The organism is Streptococcus sp. 27098_8_73, assembly GCF_041432495.1.
Lineage (GTDB): Bacteria > Bacillota > Bacilli > Lactobacillales > Streptococcaceae > Streptococcus.
Genome location: NZ_JAPVZT010000002.1, coordinates 157,136 through 177,260, shown reverse-complemented (window position 1 = coordinate 177,260; position 20,125 = coordinate 157,136). Strand labels below are relative to the sequence as shown.

Here is a 20,125-nt window from a genome sequence, read left to right as displayed (position 1 = left end):
ATTTCACCTATTATACATTTGTCTCCTTATCTGCTTGTCCTTCGTCATCAAATCTCAGAATAAGCTCACCACTACGACTTTCAAAGTGCGATACGAAGCGGCTTTGGATGCTTGCATTGAGGACAGCACCGACGATTAGCACCTTGGCAATCAGGATAAACCAAAACATGATAATCACAACCACCACTGAGCCGACAAAACGCACATCTAAAAAGCGATCTAGATAGGCTTCAATATAAACAGTAAAAAGGTTCATGAGGCTATAAATGATAACAAGAACCAAGGTCGCACCTGGTAGCACATACCGGATTTTGGGAATCTTCACATTGGGTAAAGAAAAATAAAGCAGAATCAGCGAAAGAAAGAGCATCAGATAAATCGTAGGCTCTGTCATGGTCAGCAACTGCTGGTAGAGGCCACGGTCAAACTGCCAGAAATTATAAAGAATCCCAACCAGCATTCGACCAAATAGGGTCAAAACGAGCGACAAGCCTAGTAAGACTTGCAAGCCTAGACTCATGATAAAAGCAAAGATCCGCTCCCAGATAAGCCCCCGCCCTTGCTTCGTACCATAGCATTTATTAAAAGCCTTTTGCAGAAAAGTCATACTCTGGGAAAAAGTCCACAGGGCAGATAGGATAGAAATACTCAGCAAACCTGTCGATGGCTTGGTCAGCACATCTCTGACAACCTTGGCGATCGTCAGATACAATGACTCCGGCAGTAAGTCTTTCAGCGCAACCAAGATCTCATCTGGCTGGATTTGAAAATAGGGCAGAATATTTGCCGCAATCAATAACAAGGGGAAAATCGAAATCAGAAAATAGTAGGCCACAGCAATGCTGGTAATATCTGCCTCCGATGCCTGATAAAAATGGAAAAAAGCTCTGAGAAATTCATTTTCTTTCATCTTCTTGATGAATCCTGTCACATCTCTCTCCTATTCAAAAAGGCTGGGACAAGCCCAGCCCTCTATGCTTAATAAGTCCCTTCTTCTCCCTGGCTGGTTAGAATCACAGGACCATCTTTGGTAATGACAAATTGGTGCTCATATTGGCAAGAAAGACCGCCATCTAGGGTTTTATGCGCCCAACCGGTTTCAAAGTCCGTGTCAATTTCCCAAGTACCTGTATTGATCATTGGCTCGACAGTCAGAACCATTCCCTCCCGCAGGCGCAAACCGCGTCCTGCACGGCCGTAATGCGGCACCATTGGCTCCTCATGCATGGTTGGGCCAACTCCGTGACCAACCAAATCACGCACCACTCCATATCCATGGCTTTCAGCATATTCTTGAATGGCTGCGCCAATGTCTCCAATGCGATTGCCAACTTGTGCAGCTGCAATTCCTCGGTAGAGACATTCCTTGGTCACATCCATGAGCTGCTGCGCTTCTGGACTAACCTGACCAACTGCATAAGCCCAGCAAGAATCTGCGACACCGCCACGGAAGTTTTCTGTGTATTGCTTCATCTGCTCAACATTGTCAAAGTCCAACTTAGAGACATCCAGCTCAGCCTTGTCGACTAAACCAACAACCATGTCCACACAGATGATATCACCTTCTACCAATTTTTGATGGCGAGGAAAGGCATGGGCCACCTCGTCATTAAGAGAACAACAAGTCGCATAAGGATAATCCATGATGCTGCCCTCTACACCAATCTGAAGGGGCAAGGCATTGGCTTCTTTACAGCGCTTGCGGACATATTCTTCGATGTCCCACATGTCAATACCTGGCTTGATCAAATCTCTCAAGCCGATATGAACAGAAGCTAGAAAATCTCCGCTCTTGTCCATTAAATCAATTTCACGTTGTGATTTTATAGTAATCATTATTTACCTCTTTACTAAGTAATCTTTACAGTAATCGTTGCTTTGGCAACGATGAGCGAATCTAAGTAGATATCATAGTCAATCACTGCTGTCCGCCGCGTCTGATGAATAATACGTGGCCGAATCTGCAGGACATCATCAATCTGAACAGCCTGAAAGAAATGAATCATCATCTGATCGACGATTAAGCTCTGACTATTCGTCGTCATCAACTGCTGCGTAATCCGAGTGATAATTTCCGTCAAGACGCCATTAGCCAAGACTCTATTTTGCTCCAGCATGAAAGGCTCGACAGTGAAAGAAAAAACATCCTCTTGGCGATGAAGCTTCTGGCCCACCTGCTCGCTGAAGGTCGGTAGACTGGAAATCTGTGAGCGGCTCATTTTTTCCATAATATCCCGACGTGTAATCACTCCAAGGAGAGTCTGATTGCCACGCACTACCGGAATCATCTCAAAATCCTCTGCAATCATGCGCTGACTGATATTGGCAATATTCGCCGACAGTCCAGTCATGAAGATCTTGCGAGTCATCACCTTGTCCAAGGTGGTCAAAGGAGACTTATCTCCCGCATCCCGCATCGTCACGACACCAACCAGCATTTGATGCTGATTAACGACTGGAAAACGACTGGTGCGATTACGACGAACCAAGTCCAGATAGTCACGAACGGTATCTGTGTCATGCAAGAAACCATATTCGTGACTAGCTCTATAAACCTGCTCTACTGTTAAAATATCTGTTTTAATCTGGATATTGGACAGGGCGCGGTTAATCATGGTCGCCACGGTATAGGTATCGTGCTTGGTTCTTAGGACGGGAATTTCAATACGATTGGCCAGTTTTAAAACCTCTGGATCGACTTCAAAACCTCCCGTTACCAGCACGGCATTCTCATTTTCAAGAGCCAAGATCTGAATCTGCGTCCGATCTCCGACAATAAGAAGACCACCTTCGTTTAAGTATCGTAGGATATTTTGCTCGGTCATAGCTCCGATGGAGAACTTGTTAAATTCTTTTTCCAGTCCTTTTGCACCGGCAAGCACCTCTGATCCAGTAATATCCGCAATTTCCTTGTAAGTCAGGTGCTCTAAAACAACTTTTTTCGACTTCACGCGGACAGTCCCACTTCTAGGTCTGGTCTCGACAATTCCTCTATTTTCAGCTTCCTTGATCGCTCGGTAGGCAGTTCCGTCGCTAACACCCAAGTAATTTGAAATACTCCGAACGCTGACCCGCTTGCCAATTGGAAGATTTTCAAGATAAGCTAAAATTTCCTGGTGTTTACTCATTGAAATCTCCTTTTTCGTAGCGATATTCGGTGTAATCTCTCATCCTTCTCGTGTAGCGGTCGCTCCCCTTAAACTGGCGGAAGAGCTTAAAACCAGCTTTCAGTGCAACTTTCTGACTAGCAATATTCTCTTCATGCGTGATAATGGTCAGGCGCTTAAAATCGAATTTCGTAAAGGAAAGAAAAACCAATTCACTGACAACTTCGGTCATCAAGCCCTGTCCCCAGTAGTCTTTCCTCAAAAAATATCCTAGTTCAGCTTCTTTTTTTATTTCGTCCATTTTTTCAAATTTAATGGAACCAATCATTTCATTCGTTTCCTTATCACAAATTGCCCAAATTCCCAAGGGATTTTTCATAAAATAATTGGCGATAACATATTCACTTTCCTGTAAGCTACTTTCAGTCGGAAAAATAAACTCGGTATTATCCGGATTAGAAGCAATTTTATAAAGGGATTCTGCATCTCCAAAAAGAATCGGGCGTAAAAATGAATGCTCTGTTTCAATAAAAGAAAAAGCTGCTAATTGTGTCCACAAATTCATAGGCTTCCCCTATAAAAAATAAGCGATGAACGCTTATTCTTCGATGAGCTGGATGTCAGCACCCAGCCTTCTTAATTTTTCAATAATATTGGAATAACCGCGTAAAATAAATTCAATATTGGTAATTTCTGTTCGGCCCTGCGCCATCAGACCAGCAATCACCAAGGCTGCACCCGCACGCAAATCCGTTGCTTTCACAGAAGCACCTTGCAGCTGATTTGGTCCTTCATAGACGATTTGATTGCTAGCGGTTGAGATTTTACCAGTCATTTTTGCTAATTCAGCGACATGGTTAACCCGTTTCTCATAGATAGTATCAACAATTTTCCCATGGCCATGAGCTGTCAGCAAGAGCGGAGTGATCGGCTGCTGCAAATCCGTAGCAAAGCCAGGATAAGGCGAAGTTTTGATGTTAATAGCTTTTAAATCCTTCTGCCCTTCTACAAAGATGCTATCCTCTGAAATGGTCATGCGCACACCCATTTCCTCTAGCTTCGCAATGAAACTTTCTAAATGTTCATAAAGAACATTATTGATCTGGACACCTTGTCCAATTGCTGCCGCCAAAGAAATATAGGTCCCAGCTTCAATCCGATCCGGAATCACCTGATGACGCGTTCCATGAAGTCTGTCTACACCTTCAATCGTGATAATATCAGTCCCAGCCCCACGAATATGAGCTCCCATATTGTTAAGCAGCGTAGCTACATCGATGATTTCTGGCTCACGCGCCGCATTTTCAATCACCGTACGCCCCTCAGCCTTGACTGCTGCCAACATCGTATTAATCGTGGCACCGACACTAACGGTATCCATGTAAATACTAGCTCCGGCCAAGCGCTTACCACCCGTTGACAATTTCATGTAATTGCCTTCCATGGTCATGTGAGCACCCATTGCTTCAAAAGCTTTGAGATGGAGATCAATCGGACGAGGACCAAGGTCACAGCCTCCAGGAAGCCCAACTGTCGCTTCTCCAAAACGCCCTAGCAAACTTCCATAGAAATAGTAAGACGCTCGTAGACTATTGATTTTACCAGATGGCATCGGCATATTCTTGATATTTCTAGGATCAACCTCTAGGCAATCTCCAGACCGTTTGATAGTCGCTCCCATGATTTCCATGATTTCGATGAGGCTATCAACATCCGAAATCGCCGGCACACCATCTAAAGTAACAACATTATCAGCTAAAATAATAGCTGGGATAAGGGCCACAACACTATTTTTGGCACCATTAATAGTCACCTCTCCTTTTAAGGGGCGACCACCATTAATTACAATTTTTTTCATGTTTTAAAATTAGCTCTTTCACGATATTACTCTTTATTATATCATAGTTTTATCCATTTTCCTAGACAAAAAAGCCCTCAGTTTAAACCGAGAGCTACTATTTTATTGTAAAGCTGCTTGGAGCGCAGCTACCTTGTCTGTGCGTTCCCAAGGAAGATCGATGTCTGTTCGACCCATATGACCGTAAGCAGCCGTTTGGCGATAGATTGGGCGCTTCAAATCCAACATTTGGATAATACCTGCTGGACGCAAATCAAAGATTTGGCGGACAGCGTTCTGAAGTCTGCTTTCAGAAACCAAGCCAGTTCCAAAAGTATCAATGCGAACTGAAACGGGCTGAGCTACGCCAATAGCATAGGCCAACTGCACTTCTACTTTTTTAGCTAAACCAGCAGCTACGATATTTTTAGCGATATAACGAGCCGCGTAAGAGGCAGAGCGATCGACCTTGGTTGCATCCTTACCAGAGAAGGCGCCACCGCCGTGGCGAGAATAGCCACCATAAGTATCCACAATAATCTTACGCCCTGTCAAGCCAGAGTCCCCTTGTGGGCCACCGATAACAAAGCGACCAGTAGGATTGATAAAGACCTTGGTCTGACCATCCAAGTATTCACTTGGAATCACTTGAGCAATCACCTTTTGGATAACATCCTGATGAATCTGTTCATTGCTGACTTCAGGATCATGCTGAGTAGAAATAACTACCGTATCTACACGAATTGGGCGATCATTTTCATCATATTCGACCGTAACCTGAGACTTGGCATCTGGTCGCAGATAAGACAATTCACCTGATTTGCGCAGTTCTGCCAAACGACGCACCAGTTTATGACTGAGAGAAATAGGCAATGGCATGAGCTCTGGCGTTTCATCCACCGCAAAACCAAACATAAGGCCTTGGTCACCAGCCCCAATCAAATCCAACGGATCTTTTTGAGCATTTCCTCGAACCTCAAATGCTTCATTGACCCCTTGAGCAATATCTGGTGACTGCTCCACCAAAGATGGATGGACACCAACTGTCTCTGCAGAAAAGCCATACTCTGTATTGGTGTAGCCAATCTCTGCGATGGTATCACGAACCACCCGATTGATATCTACATAGGCTGTAGTGGAAATTTCTCCAAAAACATGGACGGAGCCTGTATAAACAGCGGTTTCAACTGCAACATGAGCCTCTGGATCCTGAGCCAAAATAGCATCCAAAATAGCATCGGAAATTTGGTCTGCAATCTTATCGGGATGTCCCTCCGATACAGATTCAGACGTGAAAAGTTTACGTTCTGACATAGAAATGTCCCCCCTTAAAAAAATATTAAACAAGTAAACAAACTCCAAAATAATTTAAAATCATCTCGCCCGCGAGTTACGACGCGAAAGAAATAAAAACGATATTTTTTTATTCCTGTAGCTAGTAAGGCCCATAGGCTGACCGCAATATAGCGGTAACCCTTGAATGACGAGTGACTTTGGAGCCGTCATTGTTTGCGAGTTACAAAGTACTGATAGAAGTTTCCTACCATCTTATCGGGACTATATAACCTCTCCATTATATCATGATTTTTAGAATTATGCTGAATCATTTTCAAAAGAAAAGCTATAGTTCAAAACTATAACTTTATCATTTAGATTTGTTCTACTCAAGTGGATTATTAGTGCTAAATATTTCAAACAAACTATACCAACTCCGTCTGAGCAATAGCCTCTTTCACATCTTCTAGTGGCAAATGCACCAGTTCCACTTCCTTTTCCTTGTAAAGGTACTGAGCATAATCATCTATCCGATATTGGTTGATGTAGACCACGCGCTTGCAGCCAACCTGAAGCAGTTGCTTGGTACAGTTTAAACAAGGAAAATGAGTCACATAAGCCGTAAATCCTTTAGGAACGCCTCTCTCAGCTCCCTGCAAGATAGCATTGACCTCTGCATGCAAGGTTCGCACGCAATGACCATCGATGACCAAACACTCATGATCAATACAGTGCTCTGTTCCTGAAACAGAGCCATTGTAGCCGGTCGATATGACCTTATTATCCTTGACTAAGACCGCACCGACCTTGGCGCGCTTACAGGTCGAACGGTTGGCAATCAAAAGTGCCTGTGCTGCAAAGTATTCATCCCAAGCTAGCCGATTTGACTTCATCATTCAGTCCTCCATCCATTCTCACTATATTATACTAAAACACTTAGCGATTGTCATCCTGAAAAGAAAAAAGTTGAAACAATGTTTCAACTTTTTGTATTCTTATTTAGCAAGTTTAGCCTTAGCGGCATCTGCAAGAGCTGTGAAAGCTGCTGCATCGTTAACAGCCAAGTCAGCAAGCATTTTACGGTTCACTTCGATCTCAGCCAATTTCAAACCATGCATCAATTGTGAGTATGAAAGTCCGTTCAAACGAGCTGCCGCATTGATACGAGTGATCCACAATTTACGGAAGTCACGTTTTTTCTGACGACGGTCACGGTATGCATAGTAGTAAGAGTTCATTACTTGCTCTTTTGCAGTACGGAACAAGATGTGTTTTGCTCCATAGTAACCTTTAGCTAATTTTAAAATACGTTTACGACGTTTGCGTGATACAACGCCACCTTTAACACGTGCCATGTTTTATTTCCTCCAAATATTTCCTAGATAATTGTTACAAAATCTCTTATTTAAGACCTGTAAGCATTGCTTTGATACGTTTGAAATCTCCTGCATGCACCATAGATGCTTTACGAAGATGACGACGTTGTTTTTTAGTTTTTCCGTGGAAACGGTGAGAAGTGTAAGCACGGAAACGCTTCAAGCCACCAGAACCTGTACGTTTGAAACGTTTAGCTGATGCGCGGTGTGTTTTTTGTTTTGGCATGATAAAATCTCCTTTTTCTAACTTTTTGACAGTTTATTTTTTGTCACTAATCGGTGCCATTTGCATGAACATTTGACGTCCATCCATCTTAGGCTTTTGCTCAATGATCGCAACATCTTGAGTTGCTTCAGCAAAGTCTGCCAAGACCTTAGCCCCGATTTCTTTGTGGGTAATCATCCGGCCTTTAAAGCGAATGGATACCTTAACTTTGTTTCCTTTTTCAAGGAACTTGCGTGCGTTACGAAGTTTTGTATCAAAGTCCCCTTTATCAATGGTAGGACTGAGACGTACTTCTTTCACAGTGACAACGCTTTGTTTTTTACGTTGTTCTTTCTGCTTTTTCTGATACTCAAACTTGAACTTACCATAGTCCATAATTTTCGCAACAGGTGGTTTAGCTTGTGGCTGAATCAGGACCAAATCGACATTTGCTTCATCCGCAAGAGATTGGGCTTCGCTAAGCGGTTTAATACCTAATTGTTCGCCGTCAAGACCGATCAACCGAACTTCACGCACACGAATTTCATCATTGATGAATAAGTCTTGTTTTGCTATGGTTTTCACCTCTTTTTTTATTTTTCGAGAAAAACAAGTGCGGACCTGCTAACGCAAACCCGCACTACATGATAGTATTTCATCACTGAAACTGAATCCTGTAGAGCCAGACAACGTTAGTCGCAAGGCGAGAAGTTCTCACTTCTGCTTTTCTCAACTCCACTATCATACCAAGTTTCTTTTTATTTGTCAATAATTTTTTTCGCTTTTTCTTCAATAAATTTGACAACTTCAGCAATTCCAATGCCTGTCGTATCAAAATGAATGGAGTCAGCCGCTGGTTTCAAAGGTGATACTTCACGATGACTATCCTTGTAGTCCCGCTCCGCTATTTCTTTTTTTAGAGTTTCCAAATCAGCCGGAATCCCTTTTTCAAGATTTTCTTTGTAGCGGCGTTCTGCTCTTTCCTCAACTGAAGCAACTAGAAAAATCTTCAATTCTGCATCTGGCAAGACGACCGTTCCAATATCACGGCCATCCATGACGATACCGCCCTGTGCAGCAATCAGCTGCTGCAAGTGAACCAATTTTTCACGCACTTCCGGGATAGCTGCTACCCACGACACATTATTGGTTACGTCATTTTCTCGAATCGGATGAGTAACATCGACATCTCCTACAAACACTAGCTGCTCACCATTCTCCGAACGACCAAAACTAATCGAATAAGTCTCGAGCAAAGCTACGATCTCATCTGCATCATTTTCAGTCAAATGATTTTGTAAAGCTAGGTAAGTGGCTGCGCGGTACATGGCACCCGTATCCAAATAGGTATAATTAAAATCTTTGGCAATAATCTTTGCAACAGTGGATTTTCCACTTGACGCAGGTCCATCAATCGCAATCTGAATCTGTTTCATAACCCGCTCCTACTGAATCTTAACAATGTCACCTGGGTTGGCATACCAAGAACCAGTAGACATGTGCGACGGATTTAATTGCTCCAATTTTGCAATAGAGATACCTGCACGCGCTGCAATCGCAGCTTCTCCTTCACCAGGCTGAACAGTCAAGGTACCTTCTGAAGACTGAGTTGGCTTTTCTTCTGATTCACTTGGTTGCTCTGATGGAGCTGGTTGTTCCGCACTGCTACTTGAAGATGCAGCTGCATTAGAAGTACCATAAAATCCATCCATAACGGTCTTTTTATTACTTCCGCCAGTAGATAGGTAGGCGAAAAAGAGTGCCATAGCAATGACCATCACTAAAAAAATAGCTGCTAATATGGTCAGCCAGCGATCAACTTTACTCGCCTGACTTTTCTTTCTGCGATTCAATTTCTCTGCTCCATTATCATATACATCTGCTTCCCATGGTTCTTTTTCCATGACTTCCTCCTTGAGTTTTTCTAAAAATCTTATTACAATATGAGTATGAAAGTTACACTCATTCCCGAACGTTGCATTGCATGCGGACTCTGCCAGACCTACTCAGATCTCTTTGATTATCACGATAATGGCATTGTCAAATTTTATCAAGACGACCACCTCTTAGAAAAAGAGGTTGCTAGTCAGCCTGAAATCCTCGAAGCTATTAAAAACTGTCCAACCCGAGCCCTACTAAAAGATTAATGTTTCTTGGCTTGGTCACCATAGTAGACTTCAAAATAATCTAGAAGAGTTAGATTGTCTACTAATTCCACTTCGCCTTTAAAATGCTCATTTAAAGCTAGAGCATTGACAAAATATTTTTTTGGCCACTTCCGCATACAGAAGGTCCTGCTACGACTCTTCCCTGTAAAATGAAGGGTGATAGACGTCTTTGTTACCTCTAGCTTCTCAATCGTTGAAATATCAATCTTGATTGGCGTGAAAGGATTTGCCGTAATAATGCGCAAAATGCCGTCATCATAAATCGTGAAATATCTATGCACACCGATAGCCAGTAAGACCATGAATAAAAAGAATGAAAAGAGGACAAGAGTCGGAACACTGGAGCTTTCGTACATCAAGGCCAGTCCTATAAAAATCGGAATGACTGACAAAGACCAATAAATCACTAACACCGACATTTCTGGTTGCCAATGATAGCGTACTTTCCCAAAAATCTTTATCATATCTTCACCCCCTTACTACTAGTTTAGCATAAAATAATAAAAAATAGAATTGGTAAACCTATTCTATTTTTTATTTTGCTGGTACAGCAAAGAAATCCTTCGAAAGATATCCTTTTCCACCAACCATATCATACTCGATCAATTTCAAATCATCTGCAATTTCCTGAGCTGATGAATCCAGCGCCTTCTTGTCTACACTAGCTTTATGAAGAACCTCCGTCAATAAAGCGTAGTAAGGAGATACTTTCGAATTGGTCTGCTCAAGTAGCAAGGCTGAAAAATCACTAGAATTGACCAAAGGATAGTTCAACTTAGGTGTCTCATAATTACTCCAGATAAAGTAATCTGTCAAATATTGATTTTCAGGATGATCCTTAAAAGCTGACTGAGGGTACAGACCTGGCAAGTGATCACCGTAAAAGACTACTGTTATCTTTTTATCAATTTTAGAAAGCTTATCTAGAAACTCCTTGGTCGCATTGTCTGTGTGGTAGAGCATCCTTACATAGCTGGATAAGGATTTATTTCCTGCCTCCGTGAAACCTGAGTAACTAGCAGACATGTAAATCGGATTAACTTCCGTCCAAGGCATGTGATTTTGCATCGTCATAACTGAGAAAAATTGACTTTGGTCTGTTTTTAGACGGTCTAGAACTTGATTATAGGTCGTTTTATCACTATAGTTTCCACCAATATGATCTCCCTGTAATCCTTGAGTTCCATAATGAATAAAGGTATCGTATCCCAGATCTTTGTAAATGATATTTCTGGAATAATTACTTGGTGAAGCTAAATGAATCACTGTACGATTTTGAGAAGAATAGGAATCACTGATTGCCGGAAACTTGTTCATCTTTGGTACAACTTCTGTATAAATGACAGAGACAGAGGGTGATAGGTTATAAAACGGTAAACCGGTCAGCGTTTGGAATTCCATATTCGCAGTTCCACCACCATAGCCATCTGATTGCATCAACCCACTGGTAGTCTTAGACATGATTTCCTGAATATTTGGAATCGGATTCTGTGACATAGATACACCAGAAATCCGTGCTGGATCAGAAAAGCTCTCACTAAGAACATAAATGACTGTCTGTTCTTCTATTTTCTGCTTACGTTCCTGATTGATAGAATCAGCTAGTGCCCCATATTTCTTTTCTAATTCTTGAATTTTTTCTTTAGAATATCCCGCCGGCTGAATCATAGGCTTATCAGATAATTGAGTAAACCAAACAAAAGAAACCGACCGCATTTGCGAATTAACTGTATTACCAAACCAAGTCAAATCATGGTAATTATTCAAAATGGACACAACTGGAATATTATCGGCAACTTTGCCATTCTCTTTCGAAGAGAATATCTGTAAAACACCTAAGAAAAAAACAATAGGAATAACCAGTGAAATAAGTTGAATTTTTACCATGGCGATTATTTTTCCAGGTAAAATTTTCCTACGGAAAAACCAATAGAAAAGACCAATAGCTACCACACTAGCAATCGCATAGATTCCATAATTACCGCCTAGAAAATCAAATAAGAGCTTAGGATCTTTTAACCAACTGATATCACTTGGCAAAATTGGTTCTTGTCGATATTGAAATTTCAAGCTACTGGCAATGGTGGAACTAACACCTATCGCCAATATGATAATTGTGGGTAGAAAAATTTGATTAAAAGCAAGATAGATAAAAATAAATAGTGCAAAAAATACTGCTATCTGAAAGAGACTTGCCCCAGTAAATAAATGAAGTTCTAAAACAGAGACATCAGCTCGGATACTATTTTGGATAGTGTAGTTAAAGATAACAGAAAAAGCTGCGCTACTTAAGACTGCAACTGAAAGGCTTCCTTTATTTCTCGAAATATCTATCAAACCCTTTACCGCTAAAAAGCTAGGAATCGAAAATAAGAAAAAGAGTAAAATAATAAAACCAATTAACTTAAAAATCGAATCCTGGGAAATTTCAAAGCCGCTATCTGAAAGATAATCCATCAACAAACTCTGTTGCTGAAAAATAGCGGTCATCTTACTATCTGTTAGCGATAAGAGAAGAAAAGATTGGGACAAGAAAAGTATCTCTAGAAAACTAATATTAAATTCATCAACAGTTAGAAAGCTTCGGGAATGATATTTTTGTAGGGAAGAAAAGCGGTTAATGAGATAAGCAAATAAAAATATTAGCAGCAAGTAAAGTAAACCGTTAACTTCTACAAAGTGATTACTGAAAATATTCTCTGCTTTAAAATCAAAATCATTCACATGCTGCGTCACCGTCAGCAAATAAGAAAACAGGGTGTAGATTCCATAAACGAGAAAAGACCAGACTAATAATTTTCGATTTAGCAGTTGGGCAACAATCTGACCTACACCAAATAAAACCGCTATTAAAACGAGAAAAACCAAACCGAGGCTGGCATAATTATCTAAACCCTTATTTACTTGAAATAAGAATAAAGTCGCAACAGCTATAGTATCCAAAACTAAAAAACTGATAAGCAAATAGGAAATCTGCTTATAATAATTGACTAAAAATTTCATTATTCTTTCTACAGAAACTATTATCTAACTTTTAAAAAGATTCGATAAATACCTTCTAACTTTATTTGCTAGGCTCTTATGAGCCAGTTTTCCTTTCTGCTGGTTTAATCGCTCTGTTTCTCTTTGTAAATCTAGTACAGAAGGCAATGGGGTTCCAGACATGATTTTAAAATCATAGTCCTGTTCCCAAGCCAAATAAACTAACAAACTTTCTAAAACTTGAGGTTCAGTTTGAGCTGATAACTGGTAGTCGTTTTGAAAAAGTCTAATCAGAGCAGAAGGCTTAAACCAAAGAAAGCCACCATATACCCTAGTAAAAACAGGATATTGTTCAAAATCAAAAGTTTTCTGGCAATGGAGCTCTTGCCAAATTGTAGCCATTTCTTTCCGATATGTTTTATGCTCAAACAAGCCATATCTGACTAAACTTGGAAGATCTGGGATAACGAGACCAAGCTTACCATCTCGTTCCAATGCTTTAATACTAGCATTGGCACTTTCAAACATCATCTCCATCAGTTCTCTACGCATCGCATTATCAAGCTGAGGTATTCTATCTACTAAATTTATAGTAGAAATATGCCCAACGAAAGCAAATTTCTGTAATAAGTCGCTCTGTTCAAGCATCGCCTGCATAGAATTTTCTTCTTTTCCTAGAAGAACCTGATAGCGGTTTGATATGATTCCCAAAAGCTGAGCAAAGATTTCTTCGTCAGCTGTCGTCACCACAAATTGGTATTGTAGAGGAAGGACTTCCCATTTTTCTTTAAATTGGTCAAAGATTTGAAAGTCTGTCACATGAATATGAAGCGCCACTGGCTTTTCTGGCAAATCATTCTTATCGTCTTTCGAAAGCTGCTTATCCTGCAAAAGGCAGGGTGCATCTGGACCGATATATTCAAATATATGCTCAGAAATTAAAGAAACAGGATAAGAAGTTCTCTCTTTAATTTCTTCCAGCAGATACCTCGCAGAAAAAGGATTGCCAGTGATAGCTTTTACTTTCAAAAAGGGAACCTTTTTCTCAAGAATCGTAAAAGGCTTATAATAAGTAAAGTCTGGATGAATTAAATCCGCTACTTCTTCTAGACGAGTATCAAATAAAGCTTGATAGGTAAAGCCTGTCCCTGTAAAATATTGGGTAAATTTCGTCTCGTAGTGGTCAATCACATCTTGAACATCAGTAAAATCTTTTACTTTTGTCCAAAATTCTTGAAAAGAAATTGCCCTCAATATCTGCTGCTTAAAGGTAACAAAATAGCTCTGCAAATGTTCTTCAAAATACTTTGTTTTTCGAAAGTTGGTCATACCCCAAAAATCAACCTGAGTATCCGCCTCAAAACGCTTATAAATAGGCTCCAAATCCCAGAGTGGACCAAAACAAGTATCATTCATCAGAGTCAGAGAGTCGTAGTTTTTGAGCTCTTCAAAACCTACGGAGCTCATTCCATCCCGCCAAGCCGCGAAATCATAGCCTTGATTGTCCCGCTCCAGCAAATTGCTTATCCCAAATTCGTCGTGCAACTTTTTCTTAGTTGCTTCTTCGATATGACTATTTGAAATAAAAAGGATTTTGGAAAACAGGGGCTTGAGCTGTTCTAATTGGTAGAAGACATGATTACTCACGCGCTTATATTTATTAAAATGAACATAGAGTAATATTCGTTCCATGAAAACACCTTATCATTTTATTGAGAGATTTCCCAGACCCCATTACGCTGAATCAATCCCGTTGCTGAGTCTTTTGCAGAGGTATCGTCATCTTCAATATCCCGTCGGCTGATGATAAGGACTGGAGTATTCTTAGAATCTGCAAAGGCTAAAATCTGATTCTCTTCATCACGTACAGAAACCTGCAATTTCAATTTTGCATGATTGATTTGGGAAAGATGGCATTTGTACTTAAATGTCTTCTTGCCTGTTCCTTCTGTCAAATTATCCATTGAATTATCATTATACAACCAAATTGTGCGGTCAATATCAGTCAGTGAAAAGGCTATGTAGGTCGGCATATCTTGATTGACTTGATAGCTAATCTCAAATTCAATTTCTTCAGTTGGCGCTGTCTGAGGAGAGCTCAATAGACGAACCTCTAAATCGGAAACTGCAACAGATTCCGTTTCAGCGACAAAATCTTCGTTCATGGCTTTGGTGTCACTTGCATTGTCTAAACTGTATTGGTTAGCTACATCATCTGGATTTCCGACAACTTTGACTAAACCATTTTCAATCAAAACAGCTTTATTACAATACTTTTTGACGGCATTCATATCGTGAGTTACTAAAATAGTTGTCTTTCCCGAATGCTTCCGTTCCATAAAATAATCATTACACTTGCGCTGAAAGGCTTCATCTCCCACAGCCAGAACCTCATCCAAAATTAGAATGTCTCCCTGTGCCTTGATCGCAACTGAAAAGGCCAAGCGAACCTGCATCCCACTAGAATAATTTTTGAGTTTTTGATTCATAAACTCGCCCAGCTCAGCAAACTCCACGATATCATCGTACATGGCATCTACTTCTTCAGTTGAGAAGCCTAGCATGGCACCATTCATATAGACATTTTCCCGTCCAGTCAGTTCTGGATTGAAGCCGACACCCAGCTCGATAAAGGAAACTAACTTGCCATCAATGGTCACTGTTCCCTTTTCGGGAATATAAATCTCTGAAATGATTTTCAGAAGAGTTGATTTGCCAGAACCATTACGGCCAACAATTCCATAAAAATCTCCCTTTTCCACTTCAAAGGAAATATCCTTAAGAACGTTCTGCTCTTTGTAACCCTTGATACCTCGAAAGCGGTTAACCAGGCTCGTTCTTAAACTTTGTGTTGACTCTGTTGGCAGTTTAAAAAACTTACTGACATGGTCAACTTTTACTGCAATATTATTTGACATTATAGAATCTCCGCAAATCTCTTAGCATTTTTATTAAAGATATAATATCCAAGCCCAAATATCACTACTGGCAATAAATAAGGAATCAGAGCAATCCAGTAATGATCCATCAAATCCCAGCCCCGAGTACTGCCTGAGAAAACGATAAAATGACGAAGATCTTGAATAATCTGAGCCATTGGATTAAGCATCATCAGCTTAGCAACCAAAACATGCCCACCCTTCAGAATAAAAGTCAGTGAATAAATAATCGGTGTCGCATACAAGCCTGCCTGCAGCACTACTTCCCAAATGGGCCCAATATCACGATATTTGACAAAAAGGGTTGCCAACATAAAGGCAAAGCCAGCCGAAATCAAAACTAATTCTAGAAAAAGCGGGATAATGACAATCCATCCTAGCGTGATTGACACGCCATTAATCAGTGCAAAAGCAAAAACAACCATCAAATTGATCGCATAGTTGATCGCTGCGCCAGTAATAGCTGAAAAAACGATAATTGATTTAGAAAAATTCAGTTTTCGTAGTAAGTCCCCTCGCGCAACAATGGACATCATGCCCATATTAGTCGCTTCTGAGAAAAAGTTCCACGTCACCATCCCCAAGAGAAGCGATACTGCATAATGAGGCGTTCCATCATCAAAACGCAGGAAGCGAACGAAGACAAGATACATAATGGTGAACAGCATCAGGGGTTTTAAAATCGACCACAAATGCCCAATTAAACTGCCTTGATAACGCAATTTAAAATCTGTTTTAACCAGTTCCCTCAAGAGAATCCAGTTTTTTTGGCTAAAATAATCTAGCATGCATATTACTCCTTATAAGCAAATTTTGTGAGAATGAGCGTCGTGAAAATCAAAGTATGAAAGGCACGATTTTTTCTGTAGCCATACTTTCGAATCCGTCGCAGTCGCTCTGCAAAAGGGGCTTCCATGATTGTCACAAAATGTTCAATAATTTCTCTATTTTCAGTTGTCAGAGGCTGGCTGAGAAGGTTGCGAGCTTGAGTCTGACTAGCTTTGATTAATGCCCAATATTTAGCAAATAAACGGCTAGGATGAAGCCAGTTCTTCATTCGCTTGCGTAAGGTTCGGGCTCCTAACACATTATTGGAATGTTGGCGATAGAGTTCGCCTGGCTGATCTAGATAAACGAGTTCCCCAAAGGCCGAAGCCAACAAGCCCAGATACCAATCGTGCATAAGCAGTTCATGCTCCTCCTGCCCTGTCCACAAATCAGCCAGAGCGCGGTTGATCATCGAAACGCCACCTGTCACCGTATTTTCTGTCAATTCTTGAATCAATTCTGTATTGGCATGGTCAGACTGCGTCCGAATCATACTTTCGTGAACAACATTTAAATCCTGATCCACTACTTTTAAATCCGTATAAACCAGCAAAGGCACGGAAGCATCATATTTTTCTGCCACCGCCAACTGAATCGCCAACTTATCCGGCAACCAGACATCATCCTGATCGCTAAAAAAGTAAACATCCGAATCCTGATATTTAAGCAGGCTATAAAAACTCTTAATGACACCCAAATTTTGAGTTTCTTCTGGGTTGATAAAGAAGATCCGGTCGTCCTGTTGGCAAAAATCCTCAATAATCGCTCGCGTCCCATCACTAGAGCCATCATCTCGAATCAAGAGCTGCCAATCCCTATAAGTTTGGGCTTGAATACTTTCAATCTGCTCTGCCAAAAACTGCTCACCATTATAGGTAGACAGAAGAATAGTCACTTTCATGATAAAAATAGCTCCTCGTATTCACCTACAATTTTTTCCCAGGTGTAGTTTTCTTTCATATTTTCTTTGGCCGCCTGACCTAGCTCAGAAAAGGCTGTTTGAGCATCTACTCGGTCAATCAGCTGGGCCAACTGCCCCTCTTCTTTTTGCCAATACAAAGCTGTTTCTTGGGCTACTTGATGGTTGAAGTCCACGTCCAAAACCAAATTGGCATCAGTCTGAGCCAGAGCTTCCAGAAGCCCGGGATTAGTTCCACCGACTTCGTGTCCATGCAAGTAGGCAAAGGCTTGATTGCGGATATATTTGAGTAGTTCCTGATCATAGACTGTCCCGACAAACTTAATCCGAGAATCCTTATCAAAACCCGTTTTTTGCTTAAGCTCTTCATAATAAGGATTTCCCTCATGATTGCAGATAATCAGCAAGTCACGTTGGGTTTTGGATTTCATAAATTCTCGAATGATAGTTTCGTAATTGTTTTCTGGCACAAAACGTCCAACAATCAAATAATATTCCTTTTCTCTGCTCTGCCATTTCTCAAAAAAATCACGCACGCAAGCATCCTGAGAGTCAAGAGAAGATAGCTGGAGATCTGTCCCATAAGCAATGAAAGCCGTCTTGGACCAAGGATAGAATTCTTTTATATAACTTTCAATGCCTTGGTTGTCCGCAATGACCAGATCAGCATGCTTGGTCATAAGCTTCTCAGAATATTTAAGATAGGCTTGAACCGGCTTAGGCCACTTAGCTCTCTTCCATTCCAGACCATCTGGATTAATAAAGAAAGTCCCGCCTGCTTTATGAATTTTATGTGCAAAAGGTGCCACAAAGGCTCCGATTGTATTACCCAAAATATAAAAAATTGGACGCTTAATCTGCTGCTCTTGCACTAGCTTTAAGGAATAATTGATGGCCATCATATCATAGGCAATCACCCGAGCTGGCCCCAACTTAGGAGCCTTAATGGTGAAGCAATCCACTCCCTTATAATCAAAATGATGAAAAGCTTCATCATCCGACAAACAAGCTACATGATACTGGATTTGGGAAGAAACCTTATTTTCTACTAATTTTTCAACAAAGGTTTCAAATCCGCCATATTTAGCAGGAAGTCCGCGACTCCCGATGATGAAGACATGTCTCATGCTTTTCCTCTATTCAAAGATTTACAATCTAGTCTATTATATCATTTTCTTGGTGATTTGTGTTGCAAAGCAAGAGACAGTAAATGCTATTTCTTTTTACCATTTACTGTCTCTTAATAATATTCACTATTTTATAATTCTTCTTATAATTTTTTTAAATAGATGGGTAATTTTTCTTTCAGATACTTTTTTGAATTCAAATAGACTATTAAAATAATACAATATTTTCTTATTTCTCACATTATCCTCTGTTATTGCACTTAGCAACTCAGCATAGTTGTTTTCTATTCGATAAACATTTTGAATCCTCTCTCTTTGTTTTACAACAAAGTCTTTTTGCTGTGAGAAGTTTTTTATAGAATCTTGCAAAATACCCGTCAACTGTTCAATATTTCCTAATTGGTAAATAGTACCGACTTCAAATAAATTGTAGGCTGTCATATATCCTTGATTATCTGATATAATTGTTGGAATCCCATTTAAAATAGCCTCTATGTATACTAAACCAAAAGTTTCAATTTTGGAAGTAAAAACACAGATATCTTCTGATGTTAACTCTTCCCAAGGATTATCTTTGTGCCCCAAAAAGAAAATATTTGTTAATCGGTTCTTTTGGATATAATCATCACATTTCTTTTTATAAGTTTCATCCCAACCACCAATAAATACAAGCTCATAATCCGAAGCATTTTCTAAATTTTGATAAGCTTGAATCAGTTCAATCTGATTTTTATTGTCATTTACTCGACCAACAGAAACAAACCTTTTCTTACTTCCTTGTTTTAGTTTTATTGATACGACTTCATTATGTGAAATAAACGATTTAATTTCACGCTGAGGCAAGATAAAAGATAGCGATTTTTGAAGGTTTCCTGTAACAGTGAAAATCTCATCTGCTAAAGAGTCTATAACGCCAATTTTCTCTCTATAATAACCAAATTCTCCCTCGGGAAATTCATGAATCAGCCAAAAGTGCGGAATATTTTCACAAGCTGCTGCTACCGCTCCTTGAAACATATTAACTGTATTTGTAATGACCAAGTCAATATGGCTATCTACCATTAACTTTCTCAGCGCAGCAATATTTTCTTGGTAAGAATTCACCCTCTCTTCATGAGTTCCAGGAAGACCACCTGGTGCATCCTCCCACCACCATTTAACCGATGGCAAAGCAATGGTTCTAATTCCTTCTTTTGCAAGAGTAGAAATATAGTCTTGCTGGACTTGGACATGATAATCTGGTATCGCATTGATAACGTGATAGCCATCTTGAACCAAATACTTCATCAGATGGAAAATAGAAATCTCTGCCCCATTATCCAAGGTTCCAGTCGGCGAAATGAATAAAATATTTTTCTTCAT

21 protein-coding genes and 1 other annotated feature are annotated in these 20,125 nt (G+C 40.3%); of the genes, 1 reads left to right on the top strand and 20 read right to left on the bottom strand.

Going from position 1 to position 20,125, the window contains the following annotated elements; translation table 11 throughout:
- Window positions 1-10: 10 nt before the first annotated feature.
- From O3651_RS02185 to O3651_RS02130, 12 genes are all read right to left on the bottom strand, one after another.
- Window positions 11-931 (bottom strand): YihY/virulence factor BrkB family protein, encoded by a 921-nt coding sequence (locus O3651_RS02185; protein WP_371609412.1) that lies wholly within the window; start codon window positions 929-931, stop codon window positions 11-13.
- 47 nt (window positions 932-978) lie between these two features.
- Window positions 979-1,836: a methionyl aminopeptidase gene (locus O3651_RS02180; RefSeq protein WP_371609411.1), complete on the bottom strand. Its 858-nt coding sequence runs from the start codon at window positions 1,834-1,836 to the stop codon at window positions 979-981.
- 14 nt (window positions 1,837-1,850) lie between these two features.
- The gene (spxR, locus tag O3651_RS02175; protein WP_371609410.1) at window positions 1,851-3,128 is read right to left on the bottom strand and encodes a CBS-HotDog domain-containing transcription factor SpxR; all 1,278 of its coding nucleotides are present in this window, start codon (window positions 3,126-3,128) and stop codon (window positions 1,851-1,853) included.
- The gene (locus O3651_RS02170) at window positions 3,121-3,672 is read right to left on the bottom strand and encodes a GNAT family N-acetyltransferase (protein WP_371609409.1); all 552 of its coding nucleotides are present in this window, start codon (window positions 3,670-3,672) and stop codon (window positions 3,121-3,123) included. Before O3651_RS02170 ends, spxR begins: the two co-directional genes overlap by 8 nt.
- A 33-nt stretch (window positions 3,673-3,705) precedes the next feature.
- Window positions 3,706-4,965 (bottom strand): UDP-N-acetylglucosamine 1-carboxyvinyltransferase, encoded by a 1,260-nt coding sequence (locus tag O3651_RS02165; RefSeq protein ID WP_371609408.1) that lies wholly within the window; start codon window positions 4,963-4,965, stop codon window positions 3,706-3,708.
- Window positions 4,966-5,067: 102 nt separating this feature from the next.
- Window positions 5,068-6,258: a methionine adenosyltransferase gene (gene metK, locus O3651_RS02160; RefSeq protein ID WP_371609407.1), complete on the bottom strand. Its 1,191-nt coding sequence runs from the start codon at window positions 6,256-6,258 to the stop codon at window positions 5,068-5,070.
- Window positions 6,259-6,644: 386 nt separating this feature from the next.
- Window positions 6,645-7,112, bottom strand: a complete 468-nt coding sequence (locus O3651_RS02155) for a cytidine/deoxycytidylate deaminase family protein (protein ID WP_037586416.1) — start codon at window positions 7,110-7,112, stop codon at window positions 6,645-6,647.
- 102 nt (window positions 7,113-7,214) lie between these two features.
- Window positions 7,215-7,574: a 50S ribosomal protein L20 gene (gene rplT / locus O3651_RS02150; RefSeq protein WP_005590588.1), complete on the bottom strand. Its 360-nt coding sequence runs from the start codon at window positions 7,572-7,574 to the stop codon at window positions 7,215-7,217.
- A gap of 46 nt (window positions 7,575-7,620) precedes the next feature.
- The gene (gene rpmI / locus O3651_RS02145) at window positions 7,621-7,821 is read right to left on the bottom strand and encodes a 50S ribosomal protein L35 (RefSeq protein ID WP_005590589.1); all 201 of its coding nucleotides are present in this window, start codon (window positions 7,819-7,821) and stop codon (window positions 7,621-7,623) included.
- Between the two features lie 33 nt (window positions 7,822-7,854).
- Window positions 7,855-8,385 carry a translation initiation factor IF-3 gene (gene infC / locus O3651_RS02140; protein ID WP_015604487.1) on the bottom strand — a complete coding sequence of 177 codons (531 nt, stop codon included), beginning with the start codon at window positions 8,383-8,385 and terminating at the stop codon, window positions 7,855-7,857.
- 16 nt (window positions 8,386-8,401) lie between these two features.
- Window positions 8,402-8,532, bottom strand: a sequence feature (ribosomal protein L20 leader region).
- 26 nt (window positions 8,533-8,558) lie between these two features.
- On the bottom strand, window positions 8,559-9,236 hold the full coding sequence (gene cmk, locus O3651_RS02135) for a (d)CMP kinase (protein ID WP_371609406.1): 678 nt from the start codon (window positions 9,234-9,236) through the stop codon (window positions 8,559-8,561).
- A gap of 9 nt (window positions 9,237-9,245) precedes the next feature.
- Window positions 9,246-9,704: an SAG1386/EF1546 family surface-associated protein gene (locus tag O3651_RS02130; protein ID WP_048765175.1), complete on the bottom strand. Its 459-nt coding sequence runs from the start codon at window positions 9,702-9,704 to the stop codon at window positions 9,246-9,248.
- Window positions 9,705-9,749: 45 nt separating this feature from the next.
- On the opposite strand from O3651_RS02130, the gene O3651_RS02125 reads away from it, so the two are divergent.
- The gene (locus O3651_RS02125) at window positions 9,750-9,947 is read left to right on the top strand and encodes a ferredoxin (RefSeq protein ID WP_371609405.1); all 198 of its coding nucleotides are present in this window, start codon (window positions 9,750-9,752) and stop codon (window positions 9,945-9,947) included.
- Here O3651_RS02125 and O3651_RS02120 read toward each other — a convergent pair.
- The 8 genes from O3651_RS02120 to O3651_RS02085 form a co-directional block, all read right to left on the bottom strand.
- Entirely contained in the window at window positions 9,944-10,432 is a 489-nt protein-coding gene (locus O3651_RS02120; RefSeq protein WP_149518174.1) for an EbsA family protein, read from the bottom strand. The genes O3651_RS02125 and O3651_RS02120 overlap by 4 nt on opposite strands.
- A 70-nt stretch (window positions 10,433-10,502) precedes the next feature.
- Window positions 10,503-12,971 (bottom strand): LTA synthase family protein, encoded by a 2,469-nt coding sequence (locus tag O3651_RS02115; protein ID WP_371609404.1) that lies wholly within the window; start codon window positions 12,969-12,971, stop codon window positions 10,503-10,505.
- A 24-nt stretch (window positions 12,972-12,995) separates the two neighbouring features.
- Complete coding sequence (locus tag O3651_RS02110; RefSeq protein WP_371609403.1) at window positions 12,996-14,642, bottom strand: rhamnan synthesis F family protein; 1,647 nt, start codon at window positions 14,640-14,642, stop codon at window positions 12,996-12,998.
- A gap of 17 nt (window positions 14,643-14,659) precedes the next feature.
- Entirely contained in the window at window positions 14,660-15,868 is a 1,209-nt protein-coding gene (locus O3651_RS02105) for an ABC transporter ATP-binding protein (RefSeq protein ID WP_371609402.1), read from the bottom strand.
- The gene (locus tag O3651_RS02100) at window positions 15,868-16,677 is read right to left on the bottom strand and encodes an ABC transporter permease (RefSeq protein WP_371609401.1); all 810 of its coding nucleotides are present in this window, start codon (window positions 16,675-16,677) and stop codon (window positions 15,868-15,870) included. Before O3651_RS02100 ends, O3651_RS02105 begins: the two co-directional genes overlap by 1 nt.
- A gap of 5 nt (window positions 16,678-16,682) precedes the next feature.
- The gene (locus tag O3651_RS02095; protein WP_371609400.1) at window positions 16,683-17,618 is read right to left on the bottom strand and encodes a glycosyltransferase family 2 protein; all 936 of its coding nucleotides are present in this window, start codon (window positions 17,616-17,618) and stop codon (window positions 16,683-16,685) included.
- Window positions 17,615-18,763, bottom strand: coding sequence for a beta 1-4 rhamnosyltransferase Cps2T (gene cps2T / locus O3651_RS02090; protein ID WP_371609399.1), 1,149 nt, complete (start codon window positions 18,761-18,763; stop codon window positions 17,615-17,617). The genes O3651_RS02095 and cps2T overlap by 4 nt, the downstream gene beginning before the upstream one ends.
- A 126-nt stretch (window positions 18,764-18,889) precedes the next feature.
- Window positions 18,890-20,125 (bottom strand): glycosyltransferase family 4 protein, encoded by a 1,236-nt coding sequence (locus O3651_RS02085; RefSeq protein WP_371609398.1) that lies wholly within the window; start codon window positions 20,123-20,125, stop codon window positions 18,890-18,892.

Excerpts from the sequence above, each read along its gene's own strand:
- O3651_RS02085 (WP_371609398.1), bottom strand. The coding sequence starts at position 20,125 with ATGAAGAAAAATATTTTATTCATTTCGCCGACTGGAACCTTGGATAAT.
- O3651_RS02110 (WP_371609403.1), bottom strand. The coding sequence starts at position 14,642 with ATGGAACGAATATTACTCTATGTTCATTTTAATAAATATAAGCGCGTG.
- O3651_RS02165 (WP_371609408.1), bottom strand. The coding sequence starts at position 4,965 with ATGAAAAAAATTGTAATTAATGGTGGTCGCCCCTTAAAAGGAGAGGTG.
- O3651_RS02170 (WP_371609409.1), bottom strand. The coding sequence starts at position 3,672 with ATGAATTTGTGGACACAATTAGCAGCTTTTTCTTTTATTGAAACAGAG.
- O3651_RS02105 (WP_371609402.1), bottom strand. The coding sequence starts at position 15,868 with ATGTCAAATAATATTGCAGTAAAAGTTGACCATGTCAGTAAGTTTTTT.
- O3651_RS02180 (WP_371609411.1), bottom strand. The coding sequence starts at position 1,836 with ATGATTACTATAAAATCACAACGTGAAATTGATTTAATGGACAAGAGC.
- O3651_RS02125 (WP_371609405.1), top strand. The coding sequence starts at position 9,750 with ATGAAAGTTACACTCATTCCCGAACGTTGCATTGCATGCGGACTCTGC.
- O3651_RS02130 (WP_048765175.1), bottom strand. The coding sequence starts at position 9,704 with ATGGAAAAAGAACCATGGGAAGCAGATGTATATGATAATGGAGCAGAG.
- cmk (WP_371609406.1), bottom strand. The coding sequence starts at position 9,236 with ATGAAACAGATTCAGATTGCGATTGATGGACCTGCGTCAAGTGGAAAA.
- O3651_RS02120 (WP_149518174.1), bottom strand. The coding sequence starts at position 10,432 with ATGATAAAGATTTTTGGGAAAGTACGCTATCATTGGCAACCAGAAATG.
- spxR (WP_371609410.1), bottom strand. The coding sequence starts at position 3,128 with ATGAGTAAACACCAGGAAATTTTAGCTTATCTTGAAAATCTTCCAATT.
- O3651_RS02115 (WP_371609404.1), bottom strand. The coding sequence starts at position 12,971 with ATGAAATTTTTAGTCAATTATTATAAGCAGATTTCCTATTTGCTTATC.
- metK (WP_371609407.1), bottom strand. The coding sequence starts at position 6,258 with ATGTCAGAACGTAAACTTTTCACGTCTGAATCTGTATCGGAGGGACAT.
- cps2T (WP_371609399.1), bottom strand. The coding sequence starts at position 18,763 with ATGAGACATGTCTTCATCATCGGGAGTCGCGGACTTCCTGCTAAATAT.
- O3651_RS02155 (WP_037586416.1), bottom strand. The coding sequence starts at position 7,112 with ATGAAGTCAAATCGGCTAGCTTGGGATGAATACTTTGCAGCACAGGCA.
- O3651_RS02095 (WP_371609400.1), bottom strand. The coding sequence starts at position 17,618 with ATGAAAGTGACTATTCTTCTGTCTACCTATAATGGTGAGCAGTTTTTG.
- rplT (WP_005590588.1), bottom strand. The coding sequence starts at position 7,574 with ATGGCACGTGTTAAAGGTGGCGTTGTATCACGCAAACGTCGTAAACGT.
- rpmI (WP_005590589.1), bottom strand. The coding sequence starts at position 7,821 with ATGCCAAAACAAAAAACACACCGCGCATCAGCTAAACGTTTCAAACGT.
- O3651_RS02100 (WP_371609401.1), bottom strand. The coding sequence starts at position 16,677 with ATGCTAGATTATTTTAGCCAAAAAAACTGGATTCTCTTGAGGGAACTG.